The following is a 13,973-nucleotide window of genomic DNA, read 5'->3' as shown; positions in this document are numbered from 1 at the left end:
GAAGGTCCATCGGTATTCGTGTTTTCCGGCCGGTCAGCCTGCTGCGTTCGGGTTGTTGCGGTGGGCGGTGGCCAGGGTCCGCCACCGCTGCCGGGTGGCCTGCTGTGTGTCCAGCCAGTGCGTCGGCGAGGGGCTGGTGGCGGGGAGGCCGGTGACGAAGTGGGCGATGTCGGTGTAGTACGTGCAGTCGCCGCCGCGGGTGAGTTCTTCCAGCCGGGCGATGTCGCCCTGGGCTGCGGTGTCGTCGCCGCGCACGGTGTGGTGCAGGACGAGCGCGAGTTCGAGCAGCAGCGCGGCGGCGGTGATTCCGGCGGTGGTGATCTCTGTCCGCAGCAGCGCGGCGCGGTCCTCGATGTCCGGGCCGGGTGTGCCGGCGTCGCGGGCGAGGGCGGCGATCTCGGTGGTCAGGGTGGTGGCGCGCCATCTGCCGGGCGGGGACACCGAGCAGGCCGAAACCACGGTGCAGCGGGTGATCGCCTGGTACAACGCCCGCCTGGTAGACGCCCGCAGGAACCCCGGCCGCCACACCCCGGACGTGGTGGCCGAGTGGCGCACGGCCCGGGACCAGGCCGTGGACGACCTGAACCGGCTGGAGACCACCGACCCGGACGAGACCGTGCAGATCGCCCTGACCTACGCGGCCCGGCTCAAGGAACTGCAGGCGACCTGAACCAACCTGCGGGCACCGGCAGCCGCCCCGGGACGGGACGGTGCTCCACCGGGCGCGGCTGCCAGTAGGCAGGCATCAGCGGCCGCGCCTGGGCCGTCAGACCGGCCACTTCCTCTTGCATCCGGGGCAGCGCCTGGTGCAGGGCCCGCTGAACAGAGTGGAAGCGTGCGGCTTCCTGATCGGGGTGACCGTGTCGGGGGCCAGCAGCTGCGAGGTGACGGTGGGGTGTCAGGTCTCCCGGTGCCCGCTCAAAACAGTTCTAGGTCCTCGCCGCTGGTGTCCGCGATGACTGGCCGGAACTGGGCAGGGAGGCCGTCCAGGCGGTCAGGACCGGCCGCGGCGGCCACGGCAGGGGCCGTCTCGGCCAACCAGGCACGAAACCGCTCGGCAGCTTCGCGGTAGGGGACTCGCGCCAGGACACGGTGCTCGCCGGAGGGGCAGAAGTCGACGGCGACAGTGAACATGCAGGAACGGGGCGCGTTCTGACTGCCCGTCCAGGACACGCGCAGGACACCGCAGGGCTTACGCCCGCGGGGGGCGCGGTGGGTCGGGCGCAGCGATCGGCAGGCTACGTGGGCGGTCCATGCGGCGAGGTGCGGCAGGGGCAGGGTGGTGCGTGCGCGGCAGCCGGGGCAACGGTGCCAGTGGCGGAGCCAGTCGTCGGTGTCGGTGTGGAAGAGGCGTGTGTAGCGGTTCGCCACGCGGATGTCGTTGCTGTACAGATGGTCGGGGCGTTCCTGTGTATTACAGGACTGGCAGACGGGGGCGCGGACGTAGCCGTGTTCGTGGCAGTGGTCGAGCACGGTGGCGGGCGCAGTGCGGCAGACGGCGCACGCCCACCCAGCCACCCTGCGGGAGGTACCGGGCTTCCTGCTGAGCACCGAGTACAGCTGGCCTTCCAGCTCTTTGTTGTACGGGCGCAGCGAGGCGGTGGGGCCCTCGGGGCTCGTCGTCTGCCGACCGCCGGCGTCTCGGGCCTGCCGGGGGCGGGAGGGCGGCTCGGTGACGGCTGAGCTTGCCTGGCGGGTCCGCGCGGCTTGCACCCACTGCGTTTCGGCGTGCTCGGCCGCGTCCAGCAGCCTGACCACAGCGCGCGGCAGCCACCACGTGCGCTGCGTCCCGTCGCGGGTCTGCTCCACGAGTATCTGTCGCCAGTCGATCCCCGCCAGATGGTACGGCCGGCCGACTTCACGTCGTGCTGCCCGCTCGGGGCCGCCCAGCTCCTGCAGTTCCCCCTTGATGCGCTGGCGCCAACGCAGCGGCGTTTCCTCGTTGCACTCCTGCCTCGGCGCCCCACGGAACGGACCGATGCGGACCAGGTCCTGACGGTCCATCCCAACCGCGTTCAGTTCCGCGGCCGCCCGGCGCACCTCAACCTCCGGAACACCCCACTGACCGCCGCTCGGCCACACCGTGGCCACCACATGGCCGCCGAGCAGGACGTACCCCACCCGGGCACGGGCAGGAGAGCAGGTGAATGCCCCGGAAGCCGTCGGCACAGCACTGTCGGCCGTCAAATCGACCCACAGAGCGTCCGCGGCACCCAGGGTGATCAGGCCGTTCGTGCGACCGGGCATGACACGCTCTGACATACCGACAGGCTAACGGCCTGCAACGCGGCAACGGATCCCAAGCGCCTCGGTCAGCCGGGCCGCCGCCCGCAACTCCATATTCCTGAGCATCTGGTTCGTCAGCACCTCCCGTGCCCGTAGCCTCACCACCAGAACGTCAAGAACCGGGCAAGTCGCCCTCGCGCATCAGCGGTCCCCGAGCCCAGACGAATTGAGCAACAGAGTCGGTGCCCCCGGCGCGACCACGTCCACTGGACGTTCATAGGCGGGAACCTGGTGCTGACTGCTCGTCATCGCAGGGTCAGCGGGCGCCGAGTGCTTCGGCCAGGATCCGGGCTTGTGCTGTGGTGAGGTGGGTGGCGATCTGGATGGTGCGGCCTGCCAAGCGCTGCATGATGACGGGGTTGGCGAGCATCCGGTTGCCCATGACGATGGCGATCTCGTTGCGTGGCTGCGGCTGGCCTGCGACCTGCCCGGTCAGATCGGAGAACTGGGCGGCGTCCTGGCTGTTGAAGGTGACCTCGACGATCCAGTCCCGACCTCCTTGGGCGTCCTCGAAGGTGCGGACGCCGTCCAGCTGCCTCACCTGCAGGCCACCCGGCGTAGTGACGGTGACGCACGCGCTGCGGTCGTCCGCGGTGTAGGACCGTGCCGGTTCGGTGCCGGGAGCGCGCACGGGTTGGGCTTGGGGATCGGTGGAGCACACGCCGTCGGCCTTGCTGTCCACGGCGTAGAAGCCCACCGGCTCGTCCGGCGCCACGAGGGCCGGCCCGCCGCCCTGCCAGGGCTGCCAGAGCAGCAGCGCCCCCACCACGACGACCACTGCCGCCCCCGAACCGAGGGCCCATAGGCGTTGCCGCTGTCCCCGCCTGCCCCGCCGGCCGGGCGGCGCGTCCTCGTGCTGGGGCGAGGGTGGCAGCACTGTGGTGCGCTGGGGTGCTCCTACCGGCCCAGTCACCGCGTCCGGGTCCACCCGTTGCCGCGCGTCTTCCACCTCCCGCGACCGACGCTCGCCATACCGTTCGATCTCGCTGGTCCAGGCCGGGTCCAGCCAATGCCTGCCGCCCCGGCCGGCCGACTGGCGCCGCAACTGCCCTGCACAGTCCTCCAGGATCTGGGCTGGCATCGGGCGGTGAGCGGGGTCGAGTGCCAAACACGGCAGGACCAGGGCGTGGAGTTCGGGCGTCAGCCCGGACACGTCGAGGTCACCGGTCGCTGCCCGCACCAGTTGTTCCATCGCCGGGCCCGAGCCGCCGTCCCGGTACGGGGCCCGGCCGACCGCCAGATGGAATAGCGTGGCGCCCAGCGAGAAGACATCCGAGGCGGGTGTGGTGGCCTGCCCCTGGGCCTGCTCGGGCGCGGCGAACGCGACCGTGCCCAGCACGGCCTGCGTCCTCGTCATGTCGATGGCATGGGAGATCCCGAAGTCGATGACCCGGGGGCCGTCGATGGGAAGCAGAACGTTCGACGGCTTCACATCACGGTGCACCAGCCCCGCGGCATGGATACTCACCAGTGCCTCCGCGATACCCGCGGCGACCCAGTACAAGGCCTGCGGTTGTAGGGTTCCGCAGCTCGCCACCAGGTCTCGCAGGGAAGGGGCCGCAATGTACTCGGTGGCCATCCACGGCATCGGCGCCTGCGCGTCCGCAGCGACCACACTCGCGGTGTAGACCCCCTGCACACGCTGCGCGAGCGCCACCTCGCGGGCGAAGCGGCGCCGGTCCGCCTGGGCGACGACACCGCTCGCGTCGTCGGCCAGCAACGTTTTCACCGCGACCGTTCGCCCGCCTGCGGACGCCGCCAGATACACCCTCCCCATCCCGCCACTGGCCAATTCCCCGAGCACCGTGAACGGTCCAAAATGGCGCTCCGGCTGCGATTGCTTCACCCTGTCGCTGTGCATGTCTGCCCGCCCTGGTCCGCCCCACCTCGCACGCCAACGGCCGTCACTCTAATTGAGCTGACGGGGCGCCATACCACGCAGGGCATCAAAGCCGACTGGCGTTCCCCGAAACAGCTGCTGGACTTCGGCTTCTACGGCATTGGCGTCGTCCTGCAGCACCCCGACGGCGACCTGGAAACGCTGGTGGAACCGCGACCCTGGCATCCGAAGCGGCACACCCCGGACGCCTGGTGGTTCGAGGAGCGGGCCTACGAACAGTTCCTCAAGCAGTCACCCAGCCAGGCCCCCGAGTTCTCGCCCGCCTCCTGACCCGGCAGAAGGGATCTGTCGGCAGTCGTCCTGGGCGTCAGCGTGCTGCAGCGCGTCGCGGAGGCGAAGCCGCCCTTGACGGCCATGACGGTGGGGGAGCTGTGCCAGGAGCCGACGTTGGGCCGGCTACACGAGGCGCTGTCGGTGCCGGTGGCCGACCTTTTGCCGGAGCGTGAACACGACCTCGCCGACGAGCGCACGCGCACAGCACAGCAGTGGACCCGGGCGCGCGACGGCGTGGACGGTGCGATCGAGTGCGTACCGGAGATCGCCGCAGACGAGGACGCGGCCCACCCCCGCACCAAGGACGAAGCCGCCGGCTGTCTGCTGACCGAGCACTGCCCGCCCGACACCGACCCGGTGTACCAAGGCGTCCTGGAGCCGCTGTTCCGGCTGGCGGAGGAAGTCCCGTTCGGCATCAGCCGGATCATCGCGAAGGGCTGAGCCCGCCGCGGCTCAGGCCTGCGGCGGCGTCAAGCCGGGCAGCTGCCCGGCGAAGCCCCACCACTGCTGGATGGTCCACACGGCGACGCTGAAACGGTCGGTGGACATCCGCAGCCACACCTCTTCGCCGCCGGGCATGAGGGCCACCTCCAGGTGCGGCTGCTCCCACGTCCCCACTGGGTACATCCACTCGATGCCGTCGGGCCAGGTCCGCATCGCCACCGTGCGCACGCTCAGCGCCGCGGCGAAGGCGTCCAGGGCGGCCTGGGGTATCCGCACCTCCGCCGACTCACGTTCGATCCCCGCCATCCATCTGGGCCCCCTCCTGCAGCGAGACGCGACGGCCCCCCGCGCGCGCCACAGCCTGCCAGACCGGGCGGCTGCCGCAGGAATGGACCTGGACCGTTTGCCACCGACGTTGGACCAAGGCTCAGTGGGGTGTGTGCCCGGTGCGATCTCCGCTCCGGCAGCCGGCGCCGCCGATGTAGTACGCGTTGAGATAGTTCGGACCTGCGCCCGGTAGCTGCGTGCGGCCGGGGCTGACGCAGAGGTGGTAGTCATTCGTGCTACCGCCCCCTCTGACGTCGACGTGTACCCGCACCGTCGTCGAGCCGCAGTGGTTGTATGCGGCGAACTGGGACTCGCGGACGCTGTACCGGAAGAAGCCGCACGGGGCGAGGGAGCTCGCACCCGCCTGACGCACTTCCGGACCGCGCTCAAGCTCGGCGTGAGCCGGACCCGGGAACGCCATCATGACCAGCGCGACACCTGACGCTGCCGCCAAGACGGCTCGAACAGGGGAGAGCTTCACGAACACTCCTTGGGGGTGAGTCATGACGATTGACGACCAGACGAATCATAACGCCACGCGCGCAATCCGTGACTCTATGTCACTAGATTGAGTGGGTGGATGTTCAGCGTCAGAGGACAGCAGGTGTCACGCGCAGCCCCCGCCCTGTGAGGCCTATGAGGTTCACAGGGCGTTTCCCCTGGTAGATGCATTACGCAAGAGGCGGCGGAGCTCGCGCCCGTGCTCCCTGCCCTCTGACAGATGATCTCGACCGCTTGTCGGGTGATCTTGACCGGCGTGGCCGATCGTCTGTTGGCATCGCCCGGTAGCAGCCCGGCTCGACGCGGTCCGGCACGGCCGCGACCAGTGCGACCGGTAGCCTGCCCGGCGGAGTGTCAAGCCCCGGGTTTCGTGGAGAGTGAGTTAGCTGGTTTTCTGGAGTGATGCTGGGGGTTGGGCCGCGTAGTGGGCGGCTTCGTGCTCGGCGGGGGTGACGTGACCGAGTTCGCCGTGCAGGCGCCTCTGGTTGAACCAGTCGATGTACTCGGCGACGGCGATCTCGACGTCGTTGATGGACGTCCAGGGGCCCTTGTTGCGGATCAGTTCGGCCTTGAAGAGGCTGTTGAACGCCTCGGCGAGGGCGTTGTCATACGAGTTGCCCTTGGAACCGACCGAGGCCACGGCCGCCTCGTCGGCGAGGTGTTCGGTGTAGCGAATGGCACGGTATTGAACGCCGCGGTCGGAGTGGTGCGTGAGGCCGGTGGGGTCGGCGCCGGTGTGCCGACGGCGCCAGATCTCCATCTCCAGAGCGTGAAGGTCGAGGTCGGTGTAGAGGCTGGTGGCGACCTGCCAGCCGACGACCATGCGGGGGAAGACGTCGATGACGAAGGCCGCGTAGACCCAGCTGGAGAACGTTCTGATGTAGGTGATGTCGGCAACCCACAACTGGTTCGGGGTAGTTGCGGTGAACTGCCGCTCGACCAGATCGGCCGGACGGTCGGTCTCCGGAGCGGGGCGGGTGGTGCGCGGGCCCTTGGCCCGGATCACGCCGCGAAGCCCCGCCTGACGCATGAGGCGTTCGACCGTGCAGCGGGCCACCTCGACTCCCTCGCGGACCAGGGCGGCGTGGACCTTGCGGACGCCGTAGACACCGTAGTTGTCGGCGTGGATCCGGCGTATCTCCTGGGTGAGTTGCTCGTCGCGCCGGCTGCGGGCCGACGGCAGGCGGTGGTGGGCGGCGTAGTAGGTGCTCGGTGCGATCGGCGCGTCCGTCTCGGCGAGGACGTCGCAGATCGGCTGGACGCCGAACGTCTCCTTGTACTGGTCGATGCAGGCGACCTTCATCGCAGTGGACGGTCCAGCTCCGCGGCGAAGAAAGCCGAGGCGGACTTCAATATCGCGTTCGCCCGCCGCAGTTCCTTCACCTCCCGCTCCAGCTCGGCGATCCGGGCAGCCTCCGAACTGGTAGTCCCGGGCACGACTCCCTCGTCGATCTCGGCCCGTTTCACCCAGCCCCGCAGGGCCTCGGGGTGCACGTCCAGCTGGTCGGCGATCCGCTTGATCGCTCCGGCCCGGCCGGCCGGGTCCTTGCGGGCCTCGATGGCCAGACGCGTCGCGCGTTCTCGCAGTTCGTCGGGGTACTTACGGGGAGCAGCCATGATCGGCATCCTTCCGGGTCTTGATGATCTCCATCAAACCCGGGGTGCCTCTGTGTCTTGTCAAGCCGTCTGGCTAGGAAGGGACTTGGCTCTTCGTTCGTCGGCGATCATGACGCGCCACACGTGGTCGGCCAGGCGGCGTTTCAGGCAGCGCTTCGCTTCCTTCGGCGTCTTGCCCTCGGAGAGTTTGCGCTGGTAGTAGGCGTGTCCGGGTGATTTCGGCATCCGTATCTGCACGACCGCGATGGTGTGGAGGACAGAGTTGAGCTGGCGGTCTCCGGAGCGGGAGAGCCGGTGGCGGGCTTTGTCCGCGCTGGCGATCTCCACCGGGGCGGCACCGGCGTAGTTCGCGAACGCCGCCGAGGTGGAGAAGCGGTGAGCCCGTCCGGTGCGGCCGATCAGCCGAGCGGCCATGACCGGCCCGATGCCCGGGGTGTCCATCAGCGTGCTGCTCGATGCCTCTACCAGGCTCTGCATCCGGGCAGCGTTGTCCGTGAGCTGCTTGTCCAGTTTCCGGATCTCGGCGACCAGGTCCCAGGCGATGTCCTTGCGGACGGTCTCGATATCGCCGGCGGGGCGGACGGACCGCAGCAGTTTGGCGGCCAGGTCCGCGGACAGTTGGGTCGGGGCGCCGCCGGGCAGCAGGTCACGCAGCAGCGCGTGGAGCTGGTTGACCGTGCGGACTCGGGCCTGGGCCAGGTTCACACGCCGTTCGTCCAGGAGGGCCAGCGCCGTGGTGTGGTCCTCGGGCGCGAGATCCAGTCCGTCTCCCTGCAGATAGGCGACGGTGGCTGCGGCCGCGGCGTCGATCTGGTCGTTCTTGCGCCGTCCACCGCGGGAGAGTTCGCGCACCCGGCTGGTCGCCGCGGCAGGCACGTCGACGACGCTCTCGCCGCGGGCGATGAGCCACTGGGCGAGATGTCGGCCCAGGCCGTTGGCGTTCTCCACCGCCCACTTCCGCCGCGGCCACCGCTCGGCCCAGGCCAGGAGCCGCCGGTAGTCCGTCAGGCTTGCCTCGATCCGCATCGTCCCGACCTGCTGGTTTGATTCCGGCTCGACGGCGGTGGCGGTGTGGGTGGACTTGTGGGGGTCAACACCAAGCAGTACCACGGGACAGTGTTCCTCACGGTCGGACGACAGGGCATCCACGGCCGACACGCCGACTTCCGGAACCAACCGGCCGGGACACGCCTCTGTTGAGTCAGACCGCGGACGGACACCTGACCGGCGACATACGCCCGGGAGAGCCAAGCCCCGAAGAGCGGCAGACGGTTCACGAGTCACCCGGTCCGGCGTCCTACGGCACGCTACGAGCGGCCAACCCGACCGCGTCCCGCTTTCCCCATATAAGAAGTCACGCGGATAGGCGCGGTTGGGGACACTGGCAGTAGGAACGGGCACAGGCGCGGTGATCATGGAGTTGCGACGCTCTGTGATTACCGAGGAGACCTGTGCCCGTTCTGCCGTCGTGGCTCACTGAACCGCTCTGGGATCAGTTCGCGGCCCTGTTGCCTGTGCGGCCGGAGTATCACCCGGACCATCCACTCGGCTGCCACCGCAGGCGTATCAGCGACCGGGTCGTCTTCGACAAGGTGCTGCAACTGCTGCGTTTCGGCTGTTCTTACGAGGCGATAGCGGATACGACGTGCTCGGCCACCACGATCCGCAGCCGCCGCGATGAGTGGATACGACTGGGCGTTTTCGCCGAGCTCAAGCGGATCGCGCTGGAGTCCTACGACCGGATCGTCGGCCTCGTCCTGGACCGGATCGCTGTCGACGGCGCTATCACCAAGGCTCCCGGAGGCGGCGAAGCAGCCGGGCGTTCTCCGGTCGACCGCAGCAAACAGGGCCTGAAACGTTCCGGCATGACGGACGGTTACGGCATTCCACTGGGCCGCGTCCTGGCCGGAGCCAATCGCCACGACTCCCCGCTGCTCGCCCCGACACTGGACCTGCTGGACGGCCTCGGACCCCTGCCCGACGACATCACCGTGCACCTGGATGCCGGCTACGACTCCGACAAGACCCGCGCCCTGCTTGCCGAACGCGGCCTGCACGGCCGAATCGCTCACAAAGGCGAGAAGGCGCCGATCCAGGCAGGTCAGAGGTGGCACGTGGAGCGTACTCACGTCTGGCAGAACGCCTTCCAGCGCCTCGCCCGCTGCTACGAGCGCCGGACCACCGTGATCAACGCGTTCTTCGACCTCGCCGACACCATCATCACCGTCCGCAGCCTGATCCGCCGGGCATGGACAACCCACCGCTGGGACGAACGCCCGCACCGCCGCTCATGAGAACACTGTGTGGGACACACCCCGGGGTGCACCGCGCGGGACCTGGTCAGCAGCGGGCCAGCACCGCCACCTCAAGGCCGAACCCCACCACCAGCCGGCCATCCGAAGTGACAGCCACCGCGAACACCTCCGCGGGGAACACCAACTCCGGTCCGACCGGCCGGCCGGTGGCCAGATCCCACACCCGCACCGTCCCGTCCCCGCTGCCGGTGACGGCGACCGGACGGCCCTCCACCACCCCCGTCGCCACCCCATACACCCAGCCGGTGTGACCGGTCAGGGGCCCGCCGACCGGCTTGCCGGTGGTCAGGTCCCACACCCGCACCCTCCTGTCCTGGCCGCTGGAGACGGCGACCGGGCGGCCGTCCATCACCCCCGTCGCCACCGCATCCACCGTGCTGCGGACGTGGTCTTGCAGGGGTTCGCAGAACTGCTGGCGGGTGGTCAAGTCCCACACCTGCACCGATCCGTCACGGCTGCCAATAACGGCGACCGGGCAGCCGTCCACCACCCCCATCGCTACTCCAGACACCATGTGGGTGTCACCGATGAGGGGCCGGCCAACCTGCCGGCCGGTGGCCAGATCCCACACCCGCACCGTCTCATCGTCGCCGCTGACCGCGACGGGGCAGCCGTCCACCACCCCCATCGCTACTCCAGACACCATGTGGGTGTCACCGATGAGGGGCCGGCCAACCTGCCGACCGGCGGCCAGATCCCACACCCGCACCGTCCCGTCCCCGCTGCTGGTGACGGCGACCGGACGGCCGTCCACCACCCCCGTCGCTACTCCAACCACCGAGCTGGTGTGACCGGCGAGGGTCTGCCAGAGGCTGCGATCGACCATGCTGCCAGTCGCCCACTCCGCCCCCCACGGCGCGGCGGGTTCGCCCTCCACCGGTACGGCGGTTATCCGCGCCGCCAGTCCCCGATCCCCGTACCGGGCGGCATCCAACGCCAGCAACTGCCTCCGTACCCCCGCGCCAGCATCACGGTGCAGGTGCGCCGACGCCCGGTACACCGCCCCCGCCAGCCGCCCAGCAGGCCCCGAAGCCGCATCCACCAGCCCCAGCACCTCCTCCGGGTCGGCATTCACCAGAAACCCCGGATCCGCCAACCGCCCAACCGCGCCCGCAAGCACGGCCTCAACCCCGTCAACGTTTAGATCACCGGACATGCCCGCATCCAACCAGCCCACCACGCGATTGCGTAGCCAATTACGCAACGTTACTGACGAACCCTCCAGCAGCCTCAGCAAACAAGACCCGCCCCAGACCCGCAGTCCGCCACCGCCTCACCAATTCGCGTGGGTTCTAAGCTTGTCTTTAAAGGTGGGACTTTGGTGCACCCTGCGGAGTTGTGTCTGTTCTGTTGTGTTTTTTGCCGACGGGGTGGCGTGGTGCGGGGGTGGAGGTGCGGCCTTTGGGGCGGCCGGGTCCGGGGCGGGTGGCTTTCGGTGCGCTGGCGGGGGTGCCCACAGTCCGCCGGATGCGTGGATAGCCGCGGCGGACGCGTCCGGGGGTGAGCTGATGGTGTGTCAGGGGTTGTTCCCAGGGGCGGCGGAGGTCTTCGGTGAGGGTTCGGGCGAGGCGTAACTGTGTGTAGGCGGCGAGGATCAGCCATACCCACCGGTCGGCCTGTTCGGGGTGGCGCAGGCGGGGCCGGGTCAGTCCGAGGGTCTGCTTGAAGAACCGGAAGGTGTGTTCGAGGTCGAATCTTCTGAGGTAGGTGCGCCAGAGGCGGTCGATGTTGTGGGTGGTGGCGTCGGGGTCGCTGTGCCACAGCCACAGGGGCTTGGGGGTGCGGTTGCCGGGGAGGTGCTGGACGGTCAGGTGGATCAGGCTGCCCTCGACGGTGGGGAGCCGGCCGGGGTGGCCGGCCCAGGCGCCGCGGCGTTCGGGCCTTGGGTGCAGCCGGCTCCAGCTGCGGGCGATGACAGTGCCGTAGCGGGCGTGGAGGCTGGTGGTTTCCTGTGCGGGGGTGGTGTGGGTGGTGGGGTCGGCCAGGCGGAAGACGTCGCCGTGGCGGGGCGGGCGTCCGGGATGGTCCCCGCGGCGTCTGCCCGGAGGGTGGTAGAAGGTCCGGCCGGAGCGGATGCGTCCGAGCAGCCGTACGGGTTCGTCGCGAAGGAGCCAGGTCAGACGGATGATGTCGTAGCCGGAGTCCAGCACGAACAGCACCGGCGGGTCACCGCCCTGCCACTGGCCCGCCTGTTCCAGGCGGGCCATCAGGCCGCGGATCTGGGTGACGGTCACCGTGTTGAGGTCGTCTCCGGGGCCGAGGCGGACCGCGTCCAGGGGCCCGGTCCATGAGGAGCGTCCGCCACCGAGGGCGGCGGCGACCTGGTAGGGCCAGCCGGGGATGGTCTGGCGTCTGCCGTCGCAGCGGCACGGCCGGTGGCAGTGCAGGCGCCCCGGTGAGCACTCCGCGTCCGGGCGCGGCCACGGCGTGGCATCCAGCGCGATCGAGATCTGCCCGTCCGCACCGTGTGGCAACTCCAGCCCGGCCAGGGCCATCCGCAGCCGTGAGACATCGATACGGCCCTCGGCGAGCGCGTCGTACATCGCCCCGTGTCCCCGCCGGTGCACCCCCGCCAGCGACAGCTCCGGCAACGACACCACCGGTCCGGCAGTGCACAGCACCGCGTCCGCGACCTCGAACAACGCATCAGCCCGCCGGGTCAGACACTCATAGAACTCGCGGCGAAACCCGGACAACACACCCAATGCCTCGACGCGAGCGGCGTTCTCCAGCAAACTGTCCCTCACGGCCTTGGTGTCGATCATGGTGTCTCAGCAACACACATGATCAGTCCAAGGCCGCTCCGCTGTCCGGTAAACAGCAAAACCCAAGGTCAGCCCGTCTCCCTGACCCGACTGCTAAAGAACCTAGGACAACGTCGACAGTCGTGCGGAGCCGTCATTGCCCGCCGTGGCGATGGTCTGCCCGTCAGGGCTGAACGCCACACTGTGGATCTCGCCGACGTGCCCGGTAAGGATGATCGTCGGTTCACCGGTAGCCGGGTCCCAAAGCCGGGCCGTACCGTCCAGGCTCGCACTGGCGAGGGTCCGGCCGTCGGGACTGAACGTCAACTCGCTCACCGGTCCGCTGTGTCCGACGAGCAGCGCACCGGCTTGGAGTGCCGCGAGTGCTCCGGTTGCGTTCCTTGTCACCTCCCACAGGCGAATGCGGCCTCCCTGGCCGCCGGTGGCGAGCAGTTGCCCGTCCGGGCTGAATACCGCAGCGTGAACCTCGGCAGGGTCGTCCAGGTCGATGACAGTCGTTACCAGTTCACCCGAGTCCACGTTCCAGAGCCGAACCGCCGGCTCGTCGCCGCAACAGCCGCATCCATCGACTCCAGTTGCGAGCGTCCTCCCGTCGGGACTGAACGCAAGAGCCAGGATGCTACCGCCTGGGCGGGTGATGGTGGCTGCAGTCGGTTCGCGTTTGGCCACGTTCCATATCGGCACCTGGTTGTCGATACCGCCGGCGGCGAGAAGGCGCCCGTCGGGGCTGAAGGCAACCCGGCATATCTCGTCTGCCTCCGGAGTGAAAGTGCCGACCTGTTTGTGGGTGTCTGTTGCCCACAGACAGACCGTGTGATCCAGGCTACCCGTGGCCAGAAGCCGCCCGTCGGGGCTGAACGCAAGGCTGTAAACCTCGTCATCATGGCTGGCCAGAAGGACACCTGAGCCGCTGGCAAGATCCCACAGCCGCGCCGTGGCGTCGTCACTCGCAGTGGCCAGCGTCCGCCCGTCAGGGCTGAACGCCACGCTCCGGACGGCATCGGAGTGCCCGTTGAGGGTCACCTGTTTGATCGTCACCCGGACACGGTATCTCCGTCCCAGGCGCGTTGACCGTTCGGTGTCTGGAGTTGTAGTGCCGTGTTTTCTCAGCAGCACATGGTCATCCCAGGGTGCCCCGGTCTTCAGACAGACAACCAACCGAGGCGAAGGTTTAAATACAAGCTAAGCTTGTATTTAAAGGTTTGACTTTGGCGTGGCCTGCGGAGTCGTGTCCGTTCTGTTGTGTTTCTTGCCAACGGGGTGGCGGGGTGCGGGGGTTGAGGTGCGGCCTTTGGGGCGGCCGGGGCCAGGGCGGGTGGCTTTCGGTGCGCTGGCCGGGGTGCCTACGGTCCGCCGGATGCGGGGATAGCCTCGGCGGACCCGTCCGGGGGTGAGCTGATGGGGCGTCAGGTGTTGTTCCCAGGGGCGGCGTAGGTCGTCGGTGAGGGGCCGGGCGAGGTGTAACTGTGTGTAGGCAGCGAGGATGATCCACACCCACCGGTCGGCCTGTTCGGGGTGGCGCAGGCGGGGCTGGGTCAGCCCGAG

14 protein-coding genes and 1 pseudogene are annotated in these 13,973 nt (G+C 69.0%); 4 read left to right on the top strand and 11 right to left on the bottom strand.

What is annotated here, in order from left to right; all coding sequences use genetic code 11:
* Nucleotides 1-33: 33 nt before the first annotated feature.
* Nucleotides 34-486, bottom strand: coding sequence for a hypothetical protein (locus ABZY11_RS11435; protein ID WP_356478920.1), 453 nt, complete (start codon nt 484-486; stop codon nt 34-36).
* On the opposite strand from ABZY11_RS11435, the gene ABZY11_RS11430 reads away from it, so the two are divergent.
* On the top strand, nt 470-670 hold the full coding sequence (locus ABZY11_RS11430) for a hypothetical protein (RefSeq protein WP_356478919.1): 201 nt from the start codon (nt 470-472) through the stop codon (nt 668-670). The genes ABZY11_RS11435 and ABZY11_RS11430 overlap by 17 nt on opposite strands.
* A 248-nt stretch (nt 671-918) precedes the next feature.
* On the opposite strand, the gene ABZY11_RS11425 is transcribed toward ABZY11_RS11430, so the two are convergent.
* Complete coding sequence (locus ABZY11_RS11425; protein WP_356478918.1) at nt 919-2,262, bottom strand: endonuclease domain-containing protein; 1,344 nt, start codon at nt 2,260-2,262, stop codon at nt 919-921.
* A gap of 280 nt (nt 2,263-2,542) precedes the next feature.
* A complete protein-coding gene (locus tag ABZY11_RS11420; RefSeq protein ID WP_356478917.1) occupies nt 2,543-4,147 on the bottom strand; it encodes a protein kinase in 1,605 nt (534 codons plus the stop codon).
* Here ABZY11_RS11420 and ABZY11_RS11415 point away from each other — a divergent pair.
* Entirely contained in the window at nt 4,142-4,456 is a 315-nt protein-coding gene (locus ABZY11_RS11415; RefSeq protein WP_356478916.1) for a hypothetical protein, read from the top strand. The genes ABZY11_RS11420 and ABZY11_RS11415 overlap by 6 nt on opposite strands.
* 42 nt (nt 4,457-4,498) lie before the next feature.
* Entirely contained in the window at nt 4,499-4,900 is a 402-nt protein-coding gene (locus tag ABZY11_RS11410) for a hypothetical protein (RefSeq protein WP_356478915.1), read from the top strand.
* A gap of 12 nt (nt 4,901-4,912) precedes the next feature.
* On the opposite strand, the gene ABZY11_RS11405 is transcribed toward ABZY11_RS11410, so the two are convergent.
* The 4 genes from ABZY11_RS11405 to ABZY11_RS11390 all read right to left on the bottom strand — a co-directional run bounded on the left by ABZY11_RS11405 (nt 4,913) and on the right by ABZY11_RS11390 (nt 8,458).
* On the bottom strand, nt 4,913-5,209 hold the full coding sequence (locus ABZY11_RS11405) for a hypothetical protein (RefSeq protein ID WP_356478914.1): 297 nt from the start codon (nt 5,207-5,209) through the stop codon (nt 4,913-4,915).
* Nucleotides 5,210-5,330: 121 nt separating this feature from the next.
* Nucleotides 5,331-5,651, bottom strand: a complete 321-nt coding sequence (locus tag ABZY11_RS11400; RefSeq protein WP_356478952.1) for a DUF6355 family natural product biosynthesis protein — start codon at nt 5,649-5,651, stop codon at nt 5,331-5,333.
* 462 nt (nt 5,652-6,113) lie between these two features.
* Nucleotides 6,114-7,348, bottom strand: a protein-coding gene (locus ABZY11_RS11395; RefSeq protein ID WP_356478913.1) for an IS3 family transposase whose coding sequence is annotated in 2 segments (ribosomal slippage) — nt 6,114-7,069 and nt 7,069-7,348 — 1,236 coding nt in all. Because the reading frame shifts where the segments join, the coding sequence is not laid out codon by codon here.
* 60 nt (nt 7,349-7,408) lie between these two features.
* On the bottom strand, nt 7,409-8,458 hold the full coding sequence (locus ABZY11_RS11390; RefSeq protein ID WP_356478912.1) for an IS110 family transposase: 1,050 nt from the start codon (nt 8,456-8,458) through the stop codon (nt 7,409-7,411).
* Between the two features lie 341 nt (nt 8,459-8,799).
* On the opposite strand from ABZY11_RS11390, the gene ABZY11_RS11385 reads away from it, so the two are divergent.
* Nucleotides 8,800-9,642 (top strand): IS5 family transposase, encoded by an 843-nt coding sequence (locus tag ABZY11_RS11385; RefSeq protein ID WP_356478911.1) that lies wholly within the window; start codon nt 8,800-8,802, stop codon nt 9,640-9,642.
* A 46-nt stretch (nt 9,643-9,688) separates the two neighbouring features.
* Here the strand turns inward: ABZY11_RS11385 and ABZY11_RS11380 are convergent, their stop codons facing one another.
* The 4 genes and pseudogenes from ABZY11_RS11380 to ABZY11_RS11365 all read right to left on the bottom strand — a co-directional run.
* On the bottom strand, nt 9,689-10,900 hold the full coding sequence (locus ABZY11_RS11380) for a WD40 repeat domain-containing protein (protein WP_356478910.1): 1,212 nt from the start codon (nt 10,898-10,900) through the stop codon (nt 9,689-9,691).
* Nucleotides 10,901-10,967: 67 nt separating this feature from the next.
* Nucleotides 10,968-12,428 (bottom strand): NF041680 family putative transposase, encoded by a 1,461-nt coding sequence (locus ABZY11_RS11375; RefSeq protein WP_356478909.1) that lies wholly within the window; start codon nt 12,426-12,428, stop codon nt 10,968-10,970.
* 102 nt (nt 12,429-12,530) lie between these two features.
* A complete protein-coding gene (locus ABZY11_RS11370; protein ID WP_356478908.1) occupies nt 12,531-13,466 on the bottom strand; it encodes a WD40 repeat domain-containing protein in 936 nt (311 codons plus the stop codon).
* Between the two features lie 216 nt (nt 13,467-13,682).
* Nucleotides 13,683-13,973: pseudogene (locus tag ABZY11_RS11365) on the bottom strand (transposase); the annotation flags it as partial.

The sequence above is a fragment of the Streptomyces sp. NPDC006510 genome (assembly GCF_040611955.1).
Taxonomy (GTDB): domain Bacteria; phylum Actinomycetota; class Actinomycetes; order Streptomycetales; family Streptomycetaceae; genus Streptomyces.
Note: the sequence above shows the minus strand (reverse complement) of the source record. Positions and strands in the feature narration are given on the sequence as shown.

What these genes read in the sequence shown, in the direction of transcription:
- ABZY11_RS11425 (WP_356478918.1), bottom strand. Translation starts at nt 2,262, where the DNA reads ATGTCAGAGCGTGTCATGCCCGGTCGCACGAACGGCCTGATCACCCTG.
- ABZY11_RS11420 (WP_356478917.1), bottom strand. Translation starts at nt 4,147, where the DNA reads ATGCACAGCGACAGGGTGAAGCAATCGCAGCCGGAGCGCCATTTTGGA.
- ABZY11_RS11405 (WP_356478914.1), bottom strand. Translation starts at nt 5,209, where the DNA reads ATGGCGGGGATCGAACGTGAGTCGGCGGAGGTGCGGATACCCCAGGCC.
- ABZY11_RS11400 (WP_356478952.1), bottom strand. Translation starts at nt 5,651, where the DNA reads ATGGCGTTCCCGGGTCCGGCTCACGCCGAGCTTGAGCGCGGTCCGGAA.
- ABZY11_RS11375 (WP_356478909.1), bottom strand. Translation starts at nt 12,428, where the DNA reads ATGATCGACACCAAGGCCGTGAGGGACAGTTTGCTGGAGAACGCCGCT.